21 protein-coding genes are annotated in these 24754 nt (G+C 52.0%); 7 read left to right on the forward strand and 14 right to left on the reverse strand.

Annotation, left to right across the window (positions count from 1 at the left end):
* Nucleotides 1-5: 5 nt before the first annotated feature.
* Both ACK3CJ_RS11730 and paaN read right to left on the reverse strand, forming a co-directional pair.
* Complete coding sequence (locus ACK3CJ_RS11730) at nucleotides 6-791, reverse strand: enoyl-CoA hydratase-related protein (RefSeq protein ID WP_409522392.1); 786 nt, start codon at nucleotides 789-791, stop codon at nucleotides 6-8.
* Between the two features lie 59 nt (nucleotides 792-850).
* Nucleotides 851-2533 carry a phenylacetic acid degradation protein PaaN gene (gene paaN / locus ACK3CJ_RS11735; protein ID WP_409522393.1) on the reverse strand — a complete coding sequence of 561 codons (1683 nt, stop codon included), beginning with the start codon at nucleotides 2531-2533 and terminating at the stop codon, nucleotides 851-853.
* Between the two features lie 400 nt (nucleotides 2534-2933).
* Between paaN and ACK3CJ_RS11740 the strand changes: the two genes are divergently transcribed.
* The 4 genes from ACK3CJ_RS11740 to ACK3CJ_RS11755 all read left to right on the forward strand — a co-directional run bounded on the left by ACK3CJ_RS11740 (nucleotide 2934) and on the right by ACK3CJ_RS11755 (nucleotide 6115).
* Nucleotides 2934-3365, forward strand: coding sequence for a universal stress protein (locus ACK3CJ_RS11740; protein ID WP_409522394.1), 432 nt, complete (start codon nucleotides 2934-2936; stop codon nucleotides 3363-3365).
* Nucleotides 3366-3456: 91 nt separating this feature from the next.
* The gene (locus tag ACK3CJ_RS11745; protein ID WP_409522395.1) at nucleotides 3457-4992 is read left to right on the forward strand and encodes an alanine/glycine:cation symporter family protein; all 1536 of its coding nucleotides are present in this window, start codon (nucleotides 3457-3459) and stop codon (nucleotides 4990-4992) included.
* A 140-nt stretch (nucleotides 4993-5132) separates the two neighbouring features.
* A complete protein-coding gene (locus ACK3CJ_RS11750) occupies nucleotides 5133-5501 on the forward strand; it encodes a hypothetical protein (protein WP_409522396.1) in 369 nt (122 codons plus the stop codon).
* On the forward strand, nucleotides 5498-6115 hold the full coding sequence (locus ACK3CJ_RS11755) for a LysE family transporter (RefSeq protein ID WP_409522397.1): 618 nt from the start codon (nucleotides 5498-5500) through the stop codon (nucleotides 6113-6115). The genes ACK3CJ_RS11750 and ACK3CJ_RS11755 overlap by 4 nt, the downstream gene beginning before the upstream one ends.
* Nucleotides 6116-6120: 5 nt before the next feature.
* On the opposite strand, the gene ACK3CJ_RS11760 is transcribed toward ACK3CJ_RS11755, so the two are convergent.
* From ACK3CJ_RS11760 to ACK3CJ_RS11770, 3 genes are all read right to left on the reverse strand, one after another.
* Entirely contained in the window at nucleotides 6121-7794 is a 1674-nt protein-coding gene (locus ACK3CJ_RS11760) for a DUF342 domain-containing protein (RefSeq protein WP_409522398.1), read from the reverse strand.
* 392 nt (nucleotides 7795-8186) lie between these two features.
* Nucleotides 8187-9581 (reverse strand): TRAP transporter large permease, encoded by a 1395-nt coding sequence (locus ACK3CJ_RS11765; RefSeq protein WP_409522399.1) that lies wholly within the window; start codon nucleotides 9579-9581, stop codon nucleotides 8187-8189.
* Between the two features lie 2 nt (nucleotides 9582-9583).
* Nucleotides 9584-10135, reverse strand: a complete 552-nt coding sequence (locus ACK3CJ_RS11770; protein ID WP_409522400.1) for a TRAP transporter small permease subunit — start codon at nucleotides 10133-10135, stop codon at nucleotides 9584-9586.
* Between the two features lie 230 nt (nucleotides 10136-10365).
* Here ACK3CJ_RS11770 and ACK3CJ_RS11775 point away from each other — a divergent pair, with 230 nt between their 5' ends.
* Nucleotides 10366-11736, forward strand: coding sequence for a cache domain-containing protein (locus tag ACK3CJ_RS11775; RefSeq protein WP_409522401.1), 1371 nt, complete (start codon nucleotides 10366-10368; stop codon nucleotides 11734-11736).
* A gap of 16 nt (nucleotides 11737-11752) precedes the next feature.
* On the opposite strand, the gene ACK3CJ_RS11780 is transcribed toward ACK3CJ_RS11775, so the two are convergent.
* The 5 genes from ACK3CJ_RS11780 to ACK3CJ_RS11800 all read right to left on the reverse strand — a co-directional run bounded on the left by ACK3CJ_RS11780 (nucleotide 11753) and on the right by ACK3CJ_RS11800 (nucleotide 19554).
* Nucleotides 11753-12667 carry a LysR family transcriptional regulator gene (locus ACK3CJ_RS11780; protein WP_409522402.1) on the reverse strand — a complete coding sequence of 305 codons (915 nt, stop codon included), beginning with the start codon at nucleotides 12665-12667 and terminating at the stop codon, nucleotides 11753-11755.
* The gene (locus ACK3CJ_RS11785; RefSeq protein ID WP_409522403.1) at nucleotides 12648-13775 is read right to left on the reverse strand and encodes a pyridoxal phosphate-dependent aminotransferase; all 1128 of its coding nucleotides are present in this window, start codon (nucleotides 13773-13775) and stop codon (nucleotides 12648-12650) included. The genes ACK3CJ_RS11780 and ACK3CJ_RS11785 overlap by 20 nt, the downstream gene beginning before the upstream one ends.
* Nucleotides 13776-13900: 125 nt before the next feature.
* Nucleotides 13901-15559, reverse strand: a complete 1659-nt coding sequence (locus ACK3CJ_RS11790; RefSeq protein ID WP_409522404.1) for a GMC family oxidoreductase — start codon at nucleotides 15557-15559, stop codon at nucleotides 13901-13903.
* A gap of 88 nt (nucleotides 15560-15647) precedes the next feature.
* Complete coding sequence (locus ACK3CJ_RS11795; protein WP_409522405.1) at nucleotides 15648-17147, reverse strand: CoA-acylating methylmalonate-semialdehyde dehydrogenase; 1500 nt, start codon at nucleotides 17145-17147, stop codon at nucleotides 15648-15650.
* Nucleotides 17148-17436: 289 nt separating this feature from the next.
* Nucleotides 17437-19554, reverse strand: a complete 2118-nt coding sequence (locus tag ACK3CJ_RS11800; protein WP_409522406.1) for a methyl-accepting chemotaxis protein — start codon at nucleotides 19552-19554, stop codon at nucleotides 17437-17439.
* A 250-nt stretch (nucleotides 19555-19804) separates the two neighbouring features.
* On the opposite strand from ACK3CJ_RS11800, the gene ACK3CJ_RS11805 reads away from it, so the two are divergent.
* Nucleotides 19805-20443 carry a response regulator gene (locus tag ACK3CJ_RS11805; RefSeq protein WP_409522407.1) on the forward strand — a complete coding sequence of 213 codons (639 nt, stop codon included), beginning with the start codon at nucleotides 19805-19807 and terminating at the stop codon, nucleotides 20441-20443.
* A gap of 37 nt (nucleotides 20444-20480) precedes the next feature.
* On the opposite strand, the gene tpx is transcribed toward ACK3CJ_RS11805, so the two are convergent.
* A complete protein-coding gene (gene tpx / locus ACK3CJ_RS11810) occupies nucleotides 20481-20978 on the reverse strand; it encodes a thiol peroxidase (RefSeq protein ID WP_409526589.1) in 498 nt (165 codons plus the stop codon).
* Nucleotides 20979-21175: 197 nt separating this feature from the next.
* Nucleotides 21176-21346, reverse strand: a complete 171-nt coding sequence (locus tag ACK3CJ_RS11815) for a DUF1127 domain-containing protein (protein ID WP_409522408.1) — start codon at nucleotides 21344-21346, stop codon at nucleotides 21176-21178.
* Nucleotides 21347-21519: 173 nt separating this feature from the next.
* On the opposite strand from ACK3CJ_RS11815, the gene ACK3CJ_RS11820 reads away from it, so the two are divergent.
* The gene (locus tag ACK3CJ_RS11820; protein ID WP_409522409.1) at nucleotides 21520-22965 is read left to right on the forward strand and encodes a PLP-dependent aminotransferase family protein; all 1446 of its coding nucleotides are present in this window, start codon (nucleotides 21520-21522) and stop codon (nucleotides 22963-22965) included.
* 29 nt (nucleotides 22966-22994) lie between these two features.
* Here ACK3CJ_RS11820 and ACK3CJ_RS11825 read toward each other — a convergent pair whose 3' ends face one another.
* Together ACK3CJ_RS11825 and ACK3CJ_RS11830 are read right to left on the reverse strand one after the other, a co-directional pair.
* Complete coding sequence (locus ACK3CJ_RS11825; protein ID WP_409522410.1) at nucleotides 22995-23729, reverse strand: NYN domain-containing protein; 735 nt, start codon at nucleotides 23727-23729, stop codon at nucleotides 22995-22997.
* Between the two features lie 118 nt (nucleotides 23730-23847).
* Entirely contained in the window at nucleotides 23848-24753 is a 906-nt protein-coding gene (locus ACK3CJ_RS11830; protein ID WP_409522411.1) for a LysR substrate-binding domain-containing protein, read from the reverse strand.
* Between the last annotated feature and the right edge of the window lies 1 nt (nucleotide 24754).

The raw sequence follows: 24754 nt of genomic DNA on the forward strand, positions 1-24754 counted from the left end.
TGCCTTCAGCGGTGCTTGAACACCGGTTTACGTTTTTCGGCAAAGGCATCCATCCCCTCTTTGCAGTCCTCGAACACAAAGGTGGACTGGAAGGCATGGCGCTCGAAGCGCATCCCCTCATTGAGGTGAGTATTGCCTGCCACGCGTATAGACTCCTTGATCATCATCACTGCCGGACGTGAGTTGGCCGCAATCCGACGAGCAGTTTTGAAAGCCGCCTCTACCAGTGCATCAGCCGCCACGATCTGAGATACCAGACCACTGCGCTCCGCTTCAGCTGCATCCATCATCCGCCCGCTCAGACACATATCCATCGCCTTCGCTTTGCCGACTGCACGGGTCAGGCGTTGTGTACCACCGGCACCCGGCATGGTGCCGATATTGATCTCGGGTTGACCGAATTTAGCCGTATCTGCCGCGATGATAAAATCACACGCCATTGCCAACTCACAACCACCACCAAGCGCAAACCCGGCAACCGCCGCAATGATCGGTTTGCGCGCATCATCGATCGCACGCCAGCAATCGCGTTGGATATAAGGGAAGTCACGGCTATACAGATCCGCAAAGCTCTGCCCCTTCATCTCCTTGATATCAGCACCTGCGGCAAATACCTGCTCGCCACCGGTGAGGATAATGCAGCCGATGGAGGCATCTGCTTCCAGTGCATCTATCGCCTCACCCAACTCACGCGTCAGGGTGACATTCAACGCATTCATCGCCGCAGGACGGTTCAGCGTGATAACACCGACCCCCTGCGTCAGCTCTACCTTGATCGTTTCGAATCCCATCTTAAGATCCCTATTCTGACCAGCGACAGCAGCCGTCTCGGGCCGACTGAGGCTGGTGCTTACGACTTTGGGTGGCGGCGACTCTGCACAACGCGGAAGCGATTGGAGACAAAGGCATAGTCACTCAGGCACGCATTGGCCGCTGGGTTGGCACCCGTCGCGTGGAAATCACTGAAGGCTGCACTCTGGTTAACAAACACACCACCAGTCAGGTTGATCGACAGCGCTACGCCTGCATCCAGCGCGGCTTCTTCGATCTGTTCCAGCATCGCATCATCCTTGCTGTAGCAGCCCATGGTGATCGCACCATGCTCTTTCACTGCCTTATGAGCCAGTTCAATACTGTGCTCACGGCTGTTGGATTTAACGATAAAGCTGATCGGACCAAACAGTTCATTCATGTAGACATCAGCTTTATCAGCATCGATGGTCATGATCAGTGGCGAGTAAACGCGAGCATCCGGGAACTGTGCGTTCTCCAGTTTTTTGGACTCAAGCACAACCTGACCAAGCGATGCGCTGGACTTGATACGCTCTTCAGTCAGCGTTGACTGTACGGCACCCAGTACCATTGCTGCACGCTCTGGATCAGACAGGAACTTGCTGACACCGCTCGCGAGCGCCTGCGCAACTTCATCAAAGGTTTTATGACCATCTTCAGTCTCGATACCCTCTGCCGGAACAAAGATATCCTGTGGGGTCGTGCACATCTGACCGGAATAGAGGCTCAGCGTAAAGGCCAGGTTGCGCACCATCCCTTTGAAATCATCAGTCGAGTCGATGATGATGGTGTTAACACCCGCTTTCTCGGTATAAACCTGTGCCTGAGGGCAGTTCTGCTCCAGCCAGTTACCGAAAGCGGTGTTACCGGTAAAATCGATCAGTTTGACCAGCGGGTGCTGAGCCAACTCTTTGGTGCAGGGAGCCTGCGGATCCTGATCCACCACCATTGAAACGATATGCGGTGGCAGCCCACACTCTTTCAGCACTTCCTGCGCAATACGCACACTGATGGCAGCCGGCAGAATCGCACCGGCATGAGGCTTGATCACGACGGGGTTGCCAGTAACAAGTGATGCGAACATCCCAGGGTAAGTGTTCCAGGTCGGGAAGGTTGAGCAACCGACCACCAAAGCGATACCACGACCCATCGTCGTGAAAGTTTTTTCCATCACCAGCGGATCATGCTTACCCTGAGGCTTAGTCCAGGTCGCCTTGCCAGGCACTGCGCTCATCACTTCATAACCATAGGCAACCGCCTCAAGCCCACGATCCTGAGCGTGCGGGCCACCCGCCTGAAATGCCATCATGAAGCCCTGGCCGGAGGTGTGCATCACTGCGTAAGCGATCTCAAAGCTGCGCTTATTCAGACGATCCAGAATCTCAAGGCAGACGGCCGCACGGCCATCAACACCGGCTTCGCGCCAGGCCTTGCGCGCCTCATCCATCGCTGGCAGCAGTGTATTCAGATCAGCTGTAGGATACTGAACATTCAGATCGATACCGTAAGGAGACTTTTCACTACCTGCCTGACCGGTGATACCGGGCATATCCAGCTCGAAAGGCTTGCCCAGATACGCCTTGAATGCCGCTTCTCCGTCCTGATTGGCTGTTTCGCCATAGGCACGCGGGCTTGGGTTCTCTGGATAGGGAGACCAGTAGTCACGTGTGCGTATCGCTTTCAGCGCACCCTGAAGCGTATCAGAGTGTTTTTCAAACAGTTTATTCAGTGGCGTACTCATCAGAATTCCTCTTGCCTGGGGCCAGCCTGAAAAGGCATGAAACTTACCGTTAGTTATGCAGGTGAAAGTATGAGGCCAACAATACACCAATTATTGTGATACGAAAAGTTATAAATATTTACTCATAGTGTATCTCTTTTAGCGTAAACAAGGCCTGAATACCGAATCCGAACCATCTTAATGGTATTCCAAAGGCCGTAATTTCGGAGAATTTGTATAAACACCTCAACTATTCGACAATACGAAACTACGACTAAGGTATAGAATAATAGCAGTGCTATGGAATTTGCATGCATCCGTTTGGTTGATTGCATCGCGGATGTGCACAAAAAGCACAAAAAGGATGGTATCAGTAGTCCCGGATATCGCCTGAAAATATAAAAAAATCGGGGAAATTATCATGGTTAAAACATTTATTGTCGGTTTCGATGGTACTGAGTCATGCCAGCGAGCCATGGACTTTGCGGTTGAGTGTGCCAAGTCTCAGGGCGGCACTATTCATCTCGTCCATATTCTGGAGTGGTCTCCCTACTCCTTTCTCACTCAGGAAGAGCTTCATGAGCGCCACGCGCGCAAAATAAAAGAAGTGGCCAGCGCAGAAAAGTTCATCTCCCCCACCTGCAAAGCACTTCGTGATCAGGGCCTTGATGTGACCAGCGAGGTTCGCTACGGCAACCCCAGCGAACTGATGTGCGAAATCGCCAAGAGTAAGAAGGCGGCACAAATTTTTGTTGGCCGCAAAGGCGCATCAAAACTGACTCGTCTGATGGTGGGCAGTTTGGGGCTGTCACTGGTACAGACCTCCCCCGTCCCGGTCACAGTCGTTCCCTGAACCAGGTCTTCACGCTTTACTCTGTCATATTCACTGCAGCAGGCAGAGCAGCGCGTTATATAAACAAAAACAAGACATGGAATAACCCATCATGCTTAATTATTTCAATAAACTCATCTTTTCCCTGCTGCTGATGATGTTTGCATCCAGCAGCTTCGCCCAGACCAACGGGTTCGATGAAACCATCAACAGCATTTTTGAACCCATCGCAAACACTATCGGTGCTGTCATTTTCTACTCCGTCCCCATAGCGGGTGTTCAGTTCCCGCTGATCGTGGGCTGGCTGGTGCTGTGTGGTATCGTTGCCACTATCTTTTTCGGCTGCATTCAGTTTCGCGGCTTCAAGCATGCGATCGATCTGGTACGTGGTCGCTACTCCAATCCGGATGATGCCGGTGAAGTCTCCCACTTTCAGGCTCTGACGACTGCTCTGTCTGGCACTGTTGGTCTGGGTAACATTGCAGGCGTTGCCGTGGCCGTTTCCATTGGTGGTGCCGGTGCCACTTTCTGGATGATTCTGGCTGGCCTGTTGGGGATGGCATCCAAGTTCACTGAGTGTGTACTCGGCGTCAAATACCGTAATGAGCTACCTGATGGCCGTGTATCCGGTGGCCCGATGTACTATCTGGCGCGCGGTCTGAAAGAAGAGCGTAATATGCCGGGCCTTGGCAAGGTATTCGCTGTTATTTTCGCGATCTGCTGTATTGGTGGAGCGCTTGGCGGTGGCAACATGTTCCAGGCTAACCAGGCGTTTTCTCAGGTGGTCAACGTTACCGGTGGTGAAAACAGCTTCCTGGCAGACAAAGGCTGGCTTTTCGGTCTTATAATGGCCATCGTGGTGGGTAGTGTAATCATCGGTGGTATCAAATCGATTGGCCGTGTTACAGAAAAACTGATTCCTCTGATGGCGGGTCTGTACCTGTTTGCTGGTCTGATCATCATCGCCGTCAACATTGATATGGTCGGCTGGGCCTTTGCTGAAATCTTCCGTGGTGCCTTCACCGGTGAGGGTGTTGTCGGTGGTGTCCTCGGTGCACTGATTCAGGGTTTCAGACGTGCCGCTTTCTCCAACGAAGCCGGCATCGGTTCGGCGGCGATTGCACACTCAGCAGTACGTACTAAAGAGCCCGTAACTGAAGGCTTTGTTGCGCTGCTTGAGCCGTTCATCGACACCGTCGTGATCTGCACCATGACCGCTCTGGTAATCATCATCAGCGGCGCGCTGATGACCGATTTGACCGGTGTACAGCTGACTTCAGCCGCTTATTCAACTGTTCTGCCATGGTTCCCGACTGTGCTGGCTGTTGCAGTGGTTCTCTTCGCACTGTCTACCATGTTTGCCTGGTCTTACTATGGACTGAAAAGCTGGACCTTCCTGGTTGGTGAAGGGCGCAACAAGGAGATGGCCTACAACTTCGTGTTCTGCGTGTTTATCGTTATCGGTTCCAGCATGAGCCTTGGTCCGGTTATCGACTTCTCTGACTCCATGCTGTTTGCCATGGCGATCCCCAACATCATCGGTCTTTATCTGCTGATGCCGGTCGTCAAACGTGAGCTGAACGCTTACTGGGCCAAGATCGACAGCGGTGAAATTCAGCGCGTCGACAAGCCTGCTACCAGCAGCTGATAGCTGACAGTTAACTCTCAAAAAACCGCCTGTTCATGGGCGGTTTTTTATGCCCAAGGATGGGCAGCATGCTGGCAACGCAGGAACAGTTGCCAGTTATTTAGGCTGCTCAATGATTTATTGGCTGTTAGAATGGATCAATGATTAAGCGCACTGACTTCATGTCCTCACCCGTCCGTATCATATTCTTGCTGTTGTGCCTGCTACTGAGCAGTTGCGATGATATGCGCCCGGAGCCTATAGTGATGGAAACGATTCCCGAACAGCAGGAGTTGATAGACAGCATCACTCAATCACTGGATAAACTTGGTTATCACAATGGCCAGGTTCGGGCTAACCTGGGTCAGGTCGGTCAGCGATTGGAACTGAGAACACTGCAATATCATCTGGAACTACTGGGTTACTACGAAGGACCACGCCTTGGGTTACTCGACCCGGTCACCATCACTGCCATTGAGCAGTTCAAGGCATCACAGGAAGCAATTGAGCACACGGAGGATAAACGATGAGTTTGAGTGTCTGGCTGGCCTTTATTGTGGCATCAATCATAATTGCCGTCACACCCGGCCCAGGAGCCGTGCTGGTTCTGGCAACAGGACTTCGCTACAACTACCGTTCTGTTGTGCACGCACTGATCGGCCTTGAGCTTGCGTTGTTGATTCATCTGGCGATTGTTGCAATTGGCCTGGGAGCACTGCTGGCGGCTTCGGATACCGCATTCCTTGCATTGAAAGTCATAGGTGCCGGTTATCTGGTCTGGCTGGGTTTTCAGAAATGGACTTCGCCGGTTCACGCCATAGAGGCTGAACGGGTTCATCTTGAATCCAGCGCACACCTGTTCAGACAAGGGTTACTGGTTAACCTGACCAACCCTAAAGCGATTATCTTTATCGTTGCGCTGACACCCCAGTTCATCAACACGAATGCACCACAGGTACTGCAATACAGCATTCTGGGCGTTACCATGGTGGTCGTGGATGTGATTATCATGTCAGTGATAGCGCTGATGGCCAGCCGCTTCAGACGCTGGTTCCATGATGAGAAGATGCTGGGTATTCAAAACAGGGTATTCGGTGGATTATTTATCTCTGCAGGTGCAGCTCTGGCGGTCTCATCACGCTGAAGGACTCAGCGTGAGATAACCTCACCGCCTTCCCGTATCATGGAGCAGCCGCCTTTTCGTGCGCGATTGTTATAACTTGCACCATCAATCCCGATGCAGACGTTTGGATAGATCATCCCTTTGACCGTCACAACTGCATCACTGCTTGTCTTTTTACGTGCGCTCAATCGCGCCTGAATCGTTTTGATACGCTCGGCTTTCTGCACATAGGAGTGAAGTGTAGCTTTGATCTTACGGACCATATCACCATTGATAGAGGATTTCTGTTCTGTACTCTCAGCTGACTTAAGCACTTTTTCCAGCTTTTCGCAGTTCTTCAGGCAATTTTTGTGTTCCGTCTGCAGCTGCTCTTCCAGCCTGCGTTTGCAGTTGATCCTGCCGACTCTGGCGACTGTCGGGACATTCGCGTCACTTCCCAGGCAATTGACAACAATTTCGGTGCGGGCGATGGTTCGGCCACCGATGATGCAGCCTTTACTGCCGGGTTGTGTCAGATAAACACCGCCATTAGCAGACAGATGGCTTTGCAGAACAAACTCACGAATAATGATATCGCCACCGGCACGAAGGTAAGCCAGGTTGGCAAATTTGGCTCTGATATTGCCACCCGCTCTGATCCGCGCTTTCAGGATCAATTCTTTGTTCTGATCACGCCCCAGATCCTCACCCGCAACACCGCCTACAATGGTCAGATTTCGACCGGCAATAACCGTTGCTTTCTCAACCATGCCACGAATAAAAATATCGCCTGTCGCCTTCAGAGAAAAGCCGCTGGTAACATCGCCTTTTACTTCAACTGAGCCATCAAAATCGATATTGCCACTCTCAAGATTGATCGCATCGATCCTTAATGTCGGATCAACAAAGACGCCATTTTCAATCAGTATGGGATGGCCCTTTACCGCTGCAATTAGCTGATCCGGATTATCCGGATCGATAATCGCGCCATCAGCATTGGGATTAAACGCCAATTCCGAACCAGGCTCAGTCGGTAATTTGTCGCCCAGCACGTTCATCCCAGGCACACCTGGCGTGGGAGGCAAGCGCTGCATCAGAGCCTCACCCTTTTCAACCACAATAAAATCCTGCACCTGATGGAAGTCGACCTGATCCTCTTCAGAGTAGCCTTCAAGGAGGTTCTTGCAACCCTCAACCAGGCCTTCAAACTGACTGTCCAGCCCAGGCTCAGGCTCGATACCACGCGCCACACAGAGTCGCTCCGCCTGACCTGCCTCCAGCACCTGATCCAGTACAACCTGATCCACACAGGTTTCATCAACACCCTGCGCCTGCAGTTCTTCAAGCAGCCATTCGCGGGTTATTGTTTTACCACCATAAGCTGGCATCGCTGTCAGATAAACTGCCATTTTATCAGGCTTAACTACCCACTCCAGCTCAGCATCGCGCCGATGAGCAATGACCATACTGCCATCTTTACCCTGATTGGCTTGAGTGATCAGCTCATGCATGCTTGATTTGGATGTATAAAACTCACCATAGCCCTGAGCCTCCAACAGTGCCTGAAGCGTGGGTAGGTCCATTTTATGAGCAGTCGGAGAAGGCTCCAGTTCTGCCAGTACTGACTGGGTATCTGGATCGAAAGTAAGCAGAACTGCTGAAACCAGAGACTGATTTGCAGCAGCGTTATCCATAGGAGGTTTCGCTGCTAATGAAGACATAGGGCCTTTCTAATTATTGTAGTGGCTCAAATTGGCTGATTTAAACAGCCATACTGATCAATTTATAGCATATCAACTGATCAAAAATCAAACAGGGACAACTAATATAGTCTTATGTTAAGTTATTTACTTTTATAAAACTTTTAACAAATGACAGACTATTATTTGAACGATAGAGCAAGCTAGTTCAACACACTTCAGCTGATCATAAAATAGTCAATTAAAACACTAATTTAACCAACGTTAATTTAGATACATGATCATTCAATGTGGAAGCAGCCACTTTGTAACGGGTCTATACCAGCAGGTGAAAGGAGCCGACCTGATCAAGGACCAGGCCAGCCAAGGGAGAAAGGTGGTGAGCTTAACTACCTTAATTTAGCTACCGTAATTTAGCTACCGTAAATCAGATTAGGCAGCCAGGTTACCAGCCCAGGGAAGGCTACCAGCAGCGCAATCACGAACAGCTGCAGCCCCACAAACGGCAGCACACCACGGTAGATATCCGAGGTTCTGACCGTATTCGGAGCCACGCCACGCAGATAGAAGAGCGCAAAGCCAAACGGTGGTGTCAGGAAGCTGGTCTGCAGGTTCACCGCCACCATCACGCCCAGCCACACTGGGTGTACATCCATCATCAGCAGCACCGGTGCCGTGATCGGGATCACGATAAAGATGATCTCGAAGGTATCCAGAATAAAGCCCAGAACGAACATCAGCAGCATGACGAAGATGATCGCCCCCAGCTTGCCACCCGGCAGACTGTTGAGGAAGTCGCTGACCAGCTCTTCCCCGCCCATCATGCGGAACACCAGCGAGAAGACTGAGGCACCCAGCAGGATGATGAAGATCATTGTCGTGGTGTTGGCTGTTGCCGTCATCACCTGGCGCAGGTTCTGATAGGTCAGTTTGCGCCGGACTGCCGACAGCAGCATCGCGCCCACAGCCCCGACAGACGCGGACTCAGTCGGTGTTGCCACACCGGTCAGAATCGAACCCAGCACCGCAATGATCAGCAGCAGTGGCGGCAGCAGTGTCACCAGTACATCGCGGAACAGGCGTGCTTTCTCCTCGGCGGTCACTATCAGTGCCGGGCAGCTCTCAGGTTCACGGATCGCTTTATAGATCATCCAGCTCATGTACACGCCGATCAGGATCAGACCGGGAATGAACGCCCCGGCAAACAGATCCCCGACCGATACCGGTGTCGGCGCGAAGTTACCCTTGGCCATCTGTACCTGAGCATTCACACCGGACAGCATATCGCCCATGAAGATCAATACGGTCGAGGGCGGAATGATCTGCCCTAACGTGCCCGAGGCACAGATCACCCCGGTGGCCAGCTTGGTGTCGTAGCCTGCGCGCATCATTGCCGGCAGCGACAACAGCCCCATGGTTACCACAGTGGCACCGATGATACCGGTGGAGGCCGCCAGCAGCGCACCCACCACGATAACCGACAACCCCAGACCACCACGCAGTGAGCCAAACAGGCGCCCCATGGTGATCAACAGTTGCTCGGCAATGCCGGAGCGTTCCAACATCATCCCCATAAAGATGAACAGCGGCACCGCCACCAGCACCTCATTGAGCATGATACCCATGTAGCGCGGGGCGAGGCTGGACAGGTTGGAGGGGTCAAACACCCCGAGAAAGTAGCCCAGAGTACCGAAAAACAGTGATGTGCCGGCCAGTGAAAAGGCGACCGGAAAGCCCAGCATCAATACGCCGATAATAGAGAAGAACATCAACAGGGAGAGGATCTCCCCAAGCAGTACCGGATCCATATTCAGATACTCCCTTCATGATAGCGCAGGGATTCCGGCAGCAGATCTTCGCGATCCAACAATACCAGTACACCGCGCAGGAACATGGCCAGTGCCTGCAGAGCGATCACCACAGCGAACACCAGCAGGAAGCTCTTCAGGATATACAGCCCCGGCATGCCGCCGAAGTTGGCAGAGGCCTCCATGAAGCTCCAGGAGCGCTGTACATAGGGCAAGCCGTAGTAAAAGAGCACATAGACGAAGGGGCCGATGAACACGAGGGTGCCGAACATATCTACCGTCGCCTTGGTTTTGACACGGGCTTCACGATAGAAAATATCGACGCGGACATGGCCGTTTTTCAGCAGCGTGAAACCGGCAATCCCCATGAACATCATGCCGTTGAGCCAGACGTAGAGATCTTGCATCCAGACAAAGCCGGTGGAGAAGAAGTAACGCAGGACAACGACCGAAAAGCAGATCAGCACGATGCCGAGCGAAAACCAGGAGAAAATGATGCCAAGGAGCAGATTGATGGAGCAGATCAATCTGACCAGATATGACATTATCTGCATTGTTTACCTCAGAGATTATAGTTATTAGCCTTAAGGCAGGATAAGACAGGCTGTATAATCCCTTTTATTTATTCCACTTTCTATTCGTATCAGTACCTAAAAGTCAGGTAGGAAATACGTAGTGTGGTCAGTATTTCTACGTAGTCCCCTGGCGCTCTCCGTGTAGTACTCTAATAGCTAACACTGCAGCTGACTCTGCAGAGAAATGATCAGTCAGATGTGAGACACACATGAACCTGAAGGCAAAGATTCTGTTACTGGCCATACTGCCACTACTTACGGCAGCCGGTATTCTCTCCTATCTGGGACTTACCCACGCTCGCAACCTGGCGGATCAGGTGCTTCAGGTCTATGAGTACAACCTGGTGGAATCCAAAAAGCAGGCGCTTAAAGAACAGGTCGATCTGGCTCAGTCAGCAATCAACGGCATTGTACGTGACCCGGACCTGACAGAAGCTGAAGCGCAGCAGGCGGTAAAAGTACTCTTGAGCAATCTGACATTTGGAGAGGATGGCTATTTCTTTGCCTACAGTCAGGATGGCATCAATCTGGTCCACCCAACTATTCCAGAGTTTGTCGGGCAAGATCTGTATGAGTTTCAGGATCGCAGCGGCAACCAGTTGATTCAGCACCTGCTGGCTGCCGCCAATCAGGGAGGCGGCTATCACCGCTATATCTGGGAGCGCCCGCCCCTGATGCAGCAGGAAGATAAACTGGGTTATGCAACACTGATCGAACCCTGGCAGTGGATGTTCGGAACCGGTCTGTATCTCGACACCATCTATTCAGAAGTGGATAAGGTCAAAACCTCTTTCGATACCAATATCCGCAATAGCTTTATCGCCGTGATGACCGTACTGCTGGTAACAGTAATTTTGATCATCATGCTGGGGCTGGCGATCAATCTTCATGAACATCGGCTGGCAGACAGTCGCCTGCAGGAGTTGGTTCAGAAGTTCATGCGCCTGCAGGTCAATGAGCGTCGACGCTTTTCACGCGAACTGCACGACGGGATCAATCAGCAATTGGTTTCGCTCAAATTCCGTATTGAACTGGCCGTAAAAAAGCTCGAAATCGACTCACTGCAACATCCTGCACTGAGCGATCTGAACATAGCGAGTAAAGTACTCAATCAAACTATTCAGGAGGTCAGGCAGATCTCGCATAATCTGCGCCCTGTCCTGCTGGATGACCTTGGCTTGAAATCCGCCCTGAATGGACTGCTTGATCAGTTTTCTGAGCGGACTTCCATCAAGGTGAATCTCAGCTTTGCTCTGGATGGACTGGAGGTACCGGATGATATCGAAACTACCATTTACCGTCTGACACAGGAGTGCCTGACCAATATCGAAAAGCATGCAGATGCCAACCGTGTTTATATACAACTGAGCAGCGCAGGCGATCAGATCCTGTTCCAGGTGATGGACAACGGTAAGGGGTTCAATACACGTGATTCAAACCATCAAGGGATCGGGCTGGTCAATATGAAGGAGCGAGTCGAGGTGATCGGCGGCACTTTCTCACTGCACTCGGAAGAGGGGCACGGCTCGCAGATCAGTGCCAACCTTCCCTACAAACGAGTAGCTCAAAAAGTATCGTGAGCAGTTAGCAAATAAATCAGCGAGTTGAGCAGTAGGTTTTTTGAGCCGCCCATATTTCGGCCACCACTTCCAATGCGGCCATAATAGGTGGCTCCAACCGTCGATCTTTACGGCAGATAAATCCCAGTGCCGCATCAACGCTGACGCTGTCGGCAATCACCACACCCTGCTCATGCGCCGCACGCAGGGCGAGGCTATCACGAGCCAGAGCCAGAGCAACACCTGATCGCACCAGATCGATCATAGACGCCTCAAGATCCACCCTTGCCACCACATGAGGTTCCACCCCTTGATCAACAAAGATCCTACTCAGCAAACGTGAATGTGCAGACTCAGGCGGCGTGGCAATCCAGGGCAGCGCAGCCAGCTCTCGCCAGCCCTTCCCACGTACCTGTGAATCCCAGCCAGGTGGTGCTATCACGCGGTAATTGAAGGTCGCCAGCGGTACCACATGAAACTTATCCTTCAGCTCATGAAAACCCGGCACACCCAACGTGTAGGAAACATCCAACTGTCCCATTTCAACATCCCGCATCACGGCACCTGACATGCCGTGGCGCAGATCAAACGCAAGTCCCGGATGCCGTTTGGCCAGTAGCCCAAGAAAAGCGCCCAGACGCAGAAATTCGGGATCAACGATGGTACCCAAACGCAACTCACCGTGCACCATTCCCTTCAGGCCTGCCGCTGCCGCGGCAAACTCACTGACAGACTGCACCGCACGCTCTGCAGCCGGCAGCAGTTTCCTGCCCTCGTCTGTCAACCTCATGCCGCGCGGGGTACGCTCAAATAGCACCAGATCTATCTCAGACTGAAGCTTTTTCAGCTGCAAGCTGAGCGCAGGTTGTGTCATGTAAAGGCGCTCAGCAGCGCGCGTCAGGTTTCCCTCCTGCGCAACCGTCACAAATGCCTTAAGCCGGGTGTGATCCACCGTGTATCCTTATCAGTGCCTCTTCAAGAATTGCCAGACGCCCGGGTACCAGAGCATCAGCTACTGCCGTGATGCGTAGTATATGCCCCAATGCTGGGTGAGCAGGACGGGCAACCAGACAACCGATTGCCAGCAAATCGCGCTGAATCTGCTCTGCCAGTTCAACACTTGGCAGGCGGACAGCGATGAAATTAGTATTGCTGGACAGCACTTCACCACCCAGGTTGCGCAAGTGTTCGGTCAGTTGTGAACGGCGCTCTTTAACCTGTGCAATATGCTGTCGCACCTCCTCAGGATGATCCAGTACAACCTCTGCCGCCGCGAGTGATAATGCCGACACCGAATAATGGATTCGAACCCGTTGCATCATCGCCAGTACTTCAGGATCGGCAATCGCATAACCGATACGCAGTCCAGCAAGACCATGCGCCTTCGAGAGGGTGCGCAAACGAACAACACCGGGGATGACCTCTGATGCAAAAGAACTGTCTGCATCTTCTCTGAAATCATGATAGGCCTCGTCGAGCAACAGCCAGCACTCATCAGGCAAACCGGCGCGCAGACGAAGAATTTCAGCATCGTCATGCAGATGACCGCTGGGATTATCCGGATTGGCAAGATAGACCAGGTGAGCATTTTCCTGATTGGCCGCCTCGATCAACGCATCAATATCTGGAGCCAGCACGCCGGGGGATTCCAGATAGGGTGGCTCCACCACCCGGCACCCCTGCCCTTCAGCAAAATAAGCAAACGTAGGATAAGTACCACGGGCACAGACGACCGCCTCACCCGGGTCAACCAAGGATCTCAGTGACAAGGCGATCAAGCTATCCGCTCCGGCATCCACCAACAGCGCATCCAACTCTATCCCCTGTTGCGTGCTGATCCGCTCGCGCACACCCTGCGCATCACAATCACCATAGCAGTACACATGCTCTACCATCGCATCGCCGAAGTGCTGCCGCAAAGCCTGATGCGGCATGTCCAACCCCTCGTTAGAGCCGAGCCGATGCGGAATCTCACGCCCGAGTCGTCGTTCAAGCGCTTTAAGGCCGGGGAAAGGGTTTACGGGGCCATGTCCGATCATATGTTTGGGATAGCGCGCCATGAGATACACCTATTATGAGAGAAGCTGCCGAGAAGCGTTTCCGTTTCAGAGTACCCGATTATTATACTGCATCGGAGTTGCAGTCACGTATCGGTCAATACCTTACGCTACTGCAACCCGACACTTCAACTTTCGGCTATCCAGCGTGCCGCTTTCTCGGCAATCATCAAGGTAGGTGAGTTGGTATTGCCACTGGTGATGGTCGGCATGATGCTGGCGTCCACCACACGGAGCCCAGTCACACCTTTAACACGCAAACGAGAATCCACCACAGCCATCGGATCATCATCACGCCCCATTTTTGCAGTGCCGACTGGATGAAATATCGTGGTTGCGATATCACCGGCCAGCTTGGTCAGCTCATCGTCTGTCTGATACTGCACACCGGGTCGCCATTCTTGCGGCTCATATTTTGCAAGTGCCGATTGTGAAACGATTTCACGTACCTGACGCAGACTCTGCGCGGCCACCTTACGGTCCTCCTCGGTGCTGAGGTAGTTGGGTGCGATTTGTGGGGCGTCATCAAAACGATTGGAACGGATGCGGACAAAACCCCGACTGGTCGGGTTGAGGTTGCAAACGCTCGCAGTAAAGGCAGGAAACGGATGCAGGTCCTCTCCGAAAGCATCCAGACTCAGCGGCTGCACATGATACTCAAGATTGGCATGGGGTTGATCAGGATCGGAGCGGGTAAACGCACCCAGCTGACTGGGTGCCATGCTCATCGGCCCCGAGCGTTTGAGCAGGTATTCAAGACCGATCATCGCCTTACCGAGCAAGTTGCTGGCCAGTGTATTCAGCGTTTTAACTCCTTTCACTTTGAATACGGCACGGATCTGCAGATGATCCTGCAGATTTTCACCCACCCCGGGCGCGTCGACCAACACTGGAATCTGATGCTGTTTAAGCAGAGCTGCCGGACCGATGCCCGATAGTTGCAAAATCTGCGGTGACCCGATCGCTCCTGCACTGAGTATCACCTCGCGTTTGACCCTCACCGTCATGGCATCCCCTCCACGACGAACGACTGCCCCGCTACAGCGCGGCAGTTCGGTGTCCTGGTCGTCAAAGATCAGACGCTCGACCTGAGACTCGGTCCAGATGGTCAGATTGGGGCGCTGCTTTGCCGGTTTCAAAAACGCCTTGGCTGTATTCCAACGCCAGCCCTGACGCTGATTGACCTCAAAATATCCGATCCCGGCGTTATCGCCGGTATTGAAATCAGTGGATCGCTCAATACCAGCCTCAACAGCCGCATCAGCAAAGCTATCGAGAATATCCCAGCGTAGACGCTGTTTTTCAACGCGCCATTCACCGCCATGGCCATGCAGGTCTGCAAAAGGGATTCCCTTCTCACTGATGGGGTTCTGTCCATCGTCAAGTCGATAGTGATTTTCATGCGCCTTGAAATCAGCCAGAGAGTTTTCCCAGCTCCACCCATCATCACCCGTCAGTGTCGCCCACTGGTCATAATCACGCGCCTGACCGCGCATATAGATCATACCGTTGATTGAGGAACAGCCACCCAGCGTTTTGCCACGGGGATAGCGCAGCGAACGCCCGTTCAGACCTGCATCCGGTTCAGTCTGATAGAGCCAGTCGGTACGTGGATTTCCGATGCAGTAGAGATACCCGACTGGAATGTGTATCCAGGGGTAATTATCCCGTTTTCCCGCTTCCAACAGCAGCACACTTTTAGTCGGATCCTGACTCAGGCGATTGGCCAGCAGACAACCGGCTGTACCGGCACCCACGACTATATAGTCAAACGCATCACGTGGCATGGCAACTCAACTCCTTTTCAGCGTGATATTGCTCTTATTGTTTTTTGTTACGCACTTATTGCGCAGCTATTAAGTAGCTATTATGCAGTTACTGAGAGACCGGCATGGTGAACTCAGCACCCTTGGCAATACTCTCGGGCCAACGCTGCATGATCGATTTCTGCTTGGTGTAGAAACGCACGCCCTCCTCGCCATAGGCATGCATATCACCGAACAGACTCTTCTTCCAGCCACCGAAACCATGCCAGGCCATCGGCACCGGAATCGGCACGTTGATACCCACCATGCCAACCTGCACATGACGACCGAACTCACGCGCTATATTGCCGTCCCTGGTAAACAGCGACACGCCATTGCCAAACTCGTGATTGTTGATCAGTTCAAGACCTTCAGCAAAATCCTTTGCACGGACACACACCAGCACCGGACCAAAGATCTCCTCTTTATAAATAGTCATATCTGGTGTGACATGATCAAACAGCGTGCCACCCAGCCAGAAGCCCCCTTCATGCCCATCCACCTGATAACCACGGCCATCCACTACCAGTGTTGCGCCTTCTTCAATCCCTTTTTCGATATAGGTTGTAATCCGCTGTTGTGCGGCAGCTGTCACAATAGGACCCATCTCGGCATCCAGCTCGGTGCCATTCTTGATTTTGAGATTGCGTGCCCGCACGGCTAACTCCGGAATAATTTTGTCTGCGACATCACCCACCAGCACCGCCACCGAGATGGCCATGCAGCGCTCACCAGCCGAACCGTAGGCCGCCCCCATCAGGGCATCAATAGTCTTATCCAGATCCGCGTCTGGCATTACCAACATATGGTTTTTGGCACCGCCGAGCGCCTGAACACGCTTGCCGAAATGCGCTCCGGTTTCATAGATATAGTTGGCGATCGGTGTGGAGCCAACGAAAGAGAGTGCATGCACATCCGGATGAGCCAGCAGTGCATCTACAGCCTCCTTATCACCCTGCACCACATTGAAAACACCATCAGGGAATCCTGCTTCTTTCATCAAGTCTGCATACAGGAGTGAGGGCGTAGGATCAGTGGGTGAAGGCTTCAAGATAAACGTATTACCTGCAGCTATCGCTACCGGGAACATCCACATGGGCACCATGACAGGAAAGTTGAAAGGCGTGATACCTGCTACAACACCAAGAGGCTGACGTGTCGTCCAGTTATCGATCCCAGTCGACACCTGTTCGGTATAATCACCCTTGAGCAGTTGAGGAATTCCACAAGCAAATTCGATGATATCGATACCTCGCTCCACCTCTCCACAGGCATCGGTAAACACCTTGCCATGCTCTGCGGTGATCGCATGCGCCAGTTTCTCTTTATTTGCACGCACTAATTGCAGAAAGTTGTTCATCAGACGCGCGCGATGCAGTGGCGGCATAGCGGCCCAGGCCGGGAAGGCTGCCTTGGCGGCAGCAACAGCTCCTTTGACATCAGTCTGACTCGCCAGCCGCACCTGCCCTGTGACCTGCCCGGTTGCCGGGTTATAGACTGGCTGCGCTCGAGAACTATCACCGGAAATGCGCTGGCCGGCAACATAGTGATCGATATAATTAATTGTCATGCTGAGCATCCTCGCTTTAAGGCATCACATGCCTCAACTCATTATCTGATGTGCTGCTGAAAACCTCTGTACATTAATGAATACAGGTAAACGGCGACACAGGTATCAGACAACTCTGGCAAAAGCTCAGCGACAAATCCAATGAGATTTTGAAAAGAGTGTCATAAGCATTGATTATATCCAAAGCGCAAGAAGTAAGCAGGGAATGCTCCCTGAACACAAAAACGCCAGAGCGCTAATTGCAGCTCTGGCGTTTTATTACACTCTTGCAGGATTACAGCAAAAGCCGTCAGACCTTCAGTTTACGCAACTGAGTCTCCAACGCATCGGTGATATTGCTCATCGACTCACTGACACCGCGAACATCATTGGCCAGCTCAGCCAGTCGCGTGCTGGCATCCTCGACTACCGTGATATTACGGCTGATCTCTTCACCCACCTTGTCCTGTTCTTCGGCAGCTGTCGCCACCTGAGTCACGTTACTGGTTATCGTTGAGATATTGTGCGCAACAGACTCCATCTGATCATAGGCTTTGCTGGCCTCTTCTACCGTACGCGACACACGCAGAGTACTGGCTTCCATATCCTTGACCGAGGCCGATACATCATCCTGCAACCGCTGAATCAAAGAGTGGATCTCTTCAGTCGATGCCTGAGTCCGACGGGCAAGGTTACGCACCTCATCCGCCACTACCGCAAAGCCGCGCCCTTGATCACCTGCCCGCGCAGCCTCAATCGCCGCATTCAAAGCCAACAGGTTAGTCTGTTCTGCTATACCTTGTATCACCTCGATAATGCCGTAGATATTTTCACTGCTCTTCGCAACACTGGACACACGTTCACTGGCCGCCTGAATCTCTTCAGCAACAGAGCGCACCTCGTTCACCGTCACACGGAAGGCTCCCTGAGCCTCGCTCAACGCTGCATTTGACTGCTCCGCTTCGTGCGCTGTGCGCGATGCAAGACCAGCCACCTCGTTAGCCGTGGCCGACATCTCGGTCATCGCTGATGCGACGCTTTGCATCTCAACCTGTTGAGCCTGTGTCGCTGAGGCAGTTTCATGCGATGCATTGACCAGCAGCACGCTCTGGCCTCGCAGCTCGCTCGCCGAAGAGTTGAGATCGATAATCATCGAGCGCAGCTTGTTCGTAAAGGCATTAAAACCGTTGGCGATACCAATCAGTTCCTCGTGACTGGTTATCTCCAGTTGGCGTGTCAGATCACCCTCTGCACCTGACAGGTCATCAACCAGCTCGCGCATTCTCACCATCGGCTGAGTGGTCAGGCGCAACCAGATACTCAGAATCAATATCGCTACAATCAAAAGTCCGACGCCAGAAATCAGCATGGTCAACGCAGTATTCTGATAACCGGTCACCAGTGTTTTCTCAAGCTCACGCGTTGCAGCGAATGCAATATCGGTCGGAACAGTGACAATGGCAACCCATTGCTCATCCGACAACTCCAGATTAACCGGCGCCCTGACCACCATCACGCCATCTATCTCTGCCGTGTTGCCACTCATACCGCTCAAAGTCGCTACCAAGTCCGCATTTGCCTCCTTGAGGGACCTTCCAGCCATGTCAAAATGAGATGTACTTGCAACAATCAATCCCATGTCACTGATCAGATGAATAGTCGAGTTACCATCAAACAGCGTTTTCTGGTACGCCTCTATACGCTGCTGAATCACCGGCATATTGATATCAACACCCACTACACCACGGAATTCATTATCGACGATCACTGGGCTGACCAGTGAAGTAAGCAATACCTCATTGCCTTCTTCTATTTCGTACAGATAAGGCTCCATCAGGCAAGGTTTGAGAGTATCTCGGCTGCAGAGATACCATTCAGATTCACGTACCCCGAACTCATTAGGTGTCTCGATGTATTTAAAACTGCTGTCGGGAGTAGGATAGAACACCAACTCACCACTTTCTCGTACCCAGTAAAGTTCAAGGCTGCCATTGTCAGACGAGTGCTCAAGGTGTGGGCCAATATTGAAGTTATCCAGGCCATCGTACCCATCCTGCTCAAAGTGAGCATAGGCCGAGCTGACGCCGGGATTGGCTGACAGAGTATCCCGTACCATGCTCATTACGGTGTAGCGCTGAAAAGGGAGCCCTCCGCTACCGGCTGCACTGGATGTGAGAATCGTACTCAGGGTATTGGGAAGATCAAAACTGCGGTTAATGAACTGGGATACTTCTCCGGACACTACCTGAGCGGCTTCCGTCAAATTACGCTCCACCAATGCTTCAAAGGAGGTAGAAGCATCCTCCACAGCCTGTTCACCACTTTTCTGCATGGTGATCCAGCCGATTGCAATCACTGCTATGAGTGTCAGAGTCAGCCCCAGAGCTGCTCCCAGAGTCAACTTCAGTCGTAATGACCAGGTTCTCATCAGCCTTATCCTCAGGATTTTATTGTTATAGTTAAGCACATACACTCAGGGTAGTCTGTATTTTCCATCGTACGAGAAACCAAGTCCATTCGTAGCATTACGGAATGAAAGGAGAGAAATACGGATCAGACTAAGTAATACTACGTAGAATGACTGTGACTGAATAACTGGTATACTGCCTGACTGCTACGGCACAGCGCTGTTGGTTTAGCCACCATCAAGATAACAATAACATCTTCTGGCTGGAACTATGCTTGACGAAACAATCCGTGTCTTACTTGTAGACGATCATATGCTGGTTCTTGACGGCCTTCAGGCAAGACTGGCCATGGAGCCTCACATAGAGATCGTGGGTACTGCCAACAACGGTGAGGAGGCCTTGACTGCCGCCCGCTTACTGTCACCCGATGTCGTGATCATGGATGTATCCATGCCGGTACTTAATGGCCTTGAAGCCACCAAACGCTTCAATATAGAACTCCCCGGCACGCGCATTCTTATTCTCAGCATGCATGATGATCGTGAATATATTCTGTCATTGATTCAAACCGGTGCATCCGGTTATGTACTGAAGGATGTCTCTTCACATGAATTGATTAATGCGATAGAAACAGTTCACTCCGGCAATACCTATTTCAGTTCAGGTGCCTCCAATGCCCTGTTTCAGAAGCCCGATACCACCAGCAAACAGGCACCCAGTGACCTGAGTAAACGAGAGCTGACTGTACTGAAGTTACTCGCAGCAGGTCTTTCAAATAAAGAGATAGGCCGGGATCTGCGCATCAGTGTTCGCACCGTAGAAACTCATCGACAGAAGCTGAAAAGCAAATTGGGGATTCAGACGACAGCTGGCCTGACAAAGTTTGCGATAGAGAACCAACTGATATGAAGATCGCTCCCGAAGCGCTCGGGAGCGTTTGACACGATTACTTCAGTGCGGCAATCGCACCATCATAATCAGGTTCCTGAGCGGTCTCACTGACCTGCTCGTTATAGATAACCTTACCGGTTTCATCAATCACAACCACCGCCCGCGACAACAGCCCCATCAGTGGGCCATCGGCAAAAGATACGCCATAATCCTGTCCAAAGCTGCTGCGAAAGGTTGAGCCGCTGCTGACCTTTTCAATATTTTCCGCGCCACAGAAACGAGACTGAGCAAATGGCAGATCAGCCGACACACACAACACTGAAGTGTTATTCAACTGACTGACTACTTCATTGAATTTACGAACAGAAGCTGCACAGGTCGGTGTATCAACACTGGGAAAAATATTCAGAACGAGACGCTGGCCGGCATAATCTGCCAGTTTTATCGTACTCAGATCGCCAGCCGTCAACTCAAATCCGGGCGCCTGTGCACCCACACCTGGCAGGTTACCGACGGTATTAAAGGGGGTGCCACGCAGAGTTACTGTTGCCATCATCACATCTCCATTTATTGAATGATAGTGATACGTCTTGGCGACGCATCAGATGCTCTCTACTTTAGGCGAATAACAGACTCAGCGCCAGCACTGTCGGACACCAGGGTAGTGCCGCGCCGGTGTTGTCTGTCCATACTGAAGATCCATGCAAAAAAAACCCCGCTACAGAGATCTGTGCGGGGTAAAGTCATGGTCTAGCGTTTCCAGAACGGCTTGTTGGCTTCGCGCATCACATCAAAATGTGTCATGCCGATATCCTTCAAGCTGTAATAATCCATTTTCATCAGTTGGCGACGCGCCACTCTGCGCTGATGGGCGCGTTTTACAGCATTTAACGCACGAAGAAGAACTGTCTGTATATGCATCTCAGTGACCCCCTATCACATTGTTGATGAGATATAGAATACGGGGTAGACTGAATACATTACAGATCCAGAATAATTTTATTTTGACCAGTACAGATAGACACTCATTCCGGTGTATCGAAGATTCATAACCAATCTGTACTGGTTACAACCCAATTAAAGGCAATACAGATATGAAGCTCTATAAGCAGGTTGCCACGGCGTTGTGCGAACGTATTGAGCAGGGCTACTATCAATCGGGCCAGAAACTTCCCTCGATACGCGTACTGAGCACTGAGTACGATGTCAGTATCTCCACCATACAGGAGGCGTACAGAACACTGGAGCGCAAAGGACTGATTGAGGCACGGCCCAAATCCGGCTTCTATGTATTGAACCGCCAACGCATACCAAACCTGCCTGATGTATCTCGCCCCGTTCAACGCCCGCTTGAGGTATCAAACTGGGAAGAGGTGTTGAATCTGCTCTCAAATATGTATGAGCCGAATGTGATACAGCTCAGCCGGGCAATTCCCGATCTGAACGCCAAATCGCTTATTCCGCTGCGTAAAATCCTGTCTGAACTGAACCGCACCGCACCTATTCAAACCTTCTCCTATGAAGATCTGCGCGGTTCAGAAAAGCTGCGTATACAACTGTCGCGCCTGATGGTGGATTCCGGTAGCCTGTTGCACCCGGATGATATCGTCACCACTACCGGTTGCCAGGAGGCGCTGTCAGTCAGTCTTCGGGCGATCTGCAGCCCCGGCGATATCGTTGCGGTGGACTCGCCGAGCTTTTACGGTTCAATGCTGTCAATCAAGGCTCACGGCCTTAAAACCATCGAGATACCGACCCACCCCGAAACCGGGATCAGCCTGGAGGCTCTGGAGCTGGCATTGGACCAATGGCCGATCAAGGCGTTGCAACTGACACCTACCTGCAACAACCCGCTCGGCTACACCATGCCGGAAGAGAACAAGAAAAAGCTGGTGGCGCTGGCTGCCCGCTATGATCTGACCATCATTGAAGATGATATCTATGGCGACCTGTCTTATCAGTACCCTCGGCCGCGCACTATCAAATCCTATGATACTGATGGCCGTGTGATGCTCTGCTCATCTTTTTCGAAAACTCTGGCGCCGGGTCTGCGCGTTGGCTGGGTGGCTCCGGGGCGTCATCTTGATCAGGTGATTCATATGAAGTATGTCTCGACCGCCTGTAGCGCCACCCTGCCGCAACTGGCGCTGGCAGAGTTCATTGCACAGGGAGGATATGAAAGACATGTGCGCAAAATGCGCTCACGCTACCAGCACAGTCGCGACATGATGATTGACTGGGTGGAGAGATACTTCCCCACGGGCACACGTATCAGCTACCCACAGGGGGGCTTTCTGCTCTGGGTTGAGCTGCCGGCAGAAGTGGATACGGCTGAGCTGAACAAGCGCACCACACGCAAAGGGGTCAGTCTGGCACCCGGCATACTCTTCTCGGCTTCCGGTAAATACCGCAACTGCATGCGCCTTAACTTTACCGAACGCCCCTGTATCGAGAACGAAAAAGCCGTGGAACTGCTCGGCCAGGAGTCGAAAAAACTGATCAGTGAGCTGCAGGGTGAAAAGATGGCTGTTTTTGTCTGATACCTGCGCACAGGAGTTGATCAGCAGGATCACTTTTTCCTGGCATCACGCACCAGAACTATCGAGTCACGCCGATCAATTTCAAACAGGCCGATTGATGCTATCAACTGACTCAGTTTGGAAAATCCATAGTTACGTGGATCGAAATCATTCGCGGTTTTATTGATATAACTTCCAACCGGCCCTAAAGGTGCCCAGCCAGCCTCATCAGACTCGGCCTCGATCCCTGAGCGAATCAGGTTGACCAGAGCCGTATCCCCTTTCAGTTGCTTGGCGGTAACCGGCTTGATCACCTCCTGCTCGGGATCATCTTTGGGTGCCATGAATACATCCGTGTAGATGAAACGATCACAGGCTGACACAAAGGGGCGCGGCGTTTTGCGCTCACCAAAACCATACACACGCCGACCCGACTCACGTATCCGCGATGCCAGGCGGGTAAAGTCACTGTCACTGGATACTATACAAAAGCCTGAAAAGTGACCGGCATAGAGTAGATCCATCGCATCGATGATCATCGCACTATCAGTCGCGTTTTTTCCGGTCGTGTAACCGAACTGCTGAATCGGCTGGATGGAGTGCTGTAGAAGCTCGTTTTTCCATGAGCCCAGATTCGGCTTGGTCCAATCGCCATATATCCGTTTGACACTGGCCACCCCCAGCTTGGCCACCTCAGCCAGCAGCCCTTCGATGATAGCAGGGCTTGCATTGTCTGCATCGATCAACACTGCCAGTGATGAGTTTGCTTCGGTTTCATTGGCCATGATTGCTGTCCTTGAATAGGTGATGTAGAAGGCATGGATGTAACCATATCAGCCTGTTACTCTAATGTACTGTGATAAAACCAGGGTCACAAACTTTGTTTCGGGCAAACCCGCTTAGTCAGCATTCAACTTTATACCCGAGTGCCCAATTCCGGAAGGTATCCTTCACCTCATCTCGCGTCTCAGGATGCACGTCCACTACTCCATAACCACGCCTTGAGTTCAGCGTCAGACCAGGCAGCTCAACCAGCATGCCGGCACGCAGTAGATCGTCAACCAGCCCTCGCCAGCCAAGGCAGACACCCTGCCCGGCAATGGCTGCCTGTATCAGCAAGGTATAGTTATTGAATGCCAACTCTGCGGAATCCAGACATTGAGTCACGCCTTTTTGCCTGAAGTAATGAGGCCAATCCATCCAGCTTTGCCCTTCATCAGCTGTCAGGGTCAGCAATGCCAGACGACTGAGCGCCTCAGGCGTATCGATCGGTCCGTTTTGCTCCAGAAAACCCAGCGAACAGATTGGGAATACCTCCTCGTAAAACAGTACAGGAACCGTTTCTAGCGTCTGTTCATCACAGAACAGCAACGCAATATCGACCCCCTGATCCTTCCAGTTCATGACCCCTTGATTGGTGATGATCCTGACATCGATATCAGGGTGCTGCGCTCGAAACTGAGGCAGGCGCGGCATCAACCAATATGACGCAAATGAAAAGTCCGTCAGTATATTCAGGTGAGGATGACGTGTGCGCTTCTGCAACCGATCGATCGTCTGTTCGATCAGTCCAAAGCCATCCTGAACGCTGGCAAAAAGAACCTGTCCTGCCTCGGTCAACCTCACCCCACGATAGATACGATCGAACAATTGAAAACCCAATTGCTCCTCGATCTGCCTGATCTGCTGACTGACTGCGGACTGTGTAGATCGCAACTCCCGAGCAGCCTTCGTGAAGCTGAGGTGTCGAGCAGCCGACTCGAACACTCGCAGACTATTGGGCGATACTGACTTGCCAACATTAAACATT

It is taken from the genome of Nitrincola salilacus (assembly GCF_046271865.1).
Lineage (GTDB): Bacteria > Pseudomonadota > Gammaproteobacteria > Pseudomonadales > Balneatricaceae > Nitrincola > Nitrincola salilacus.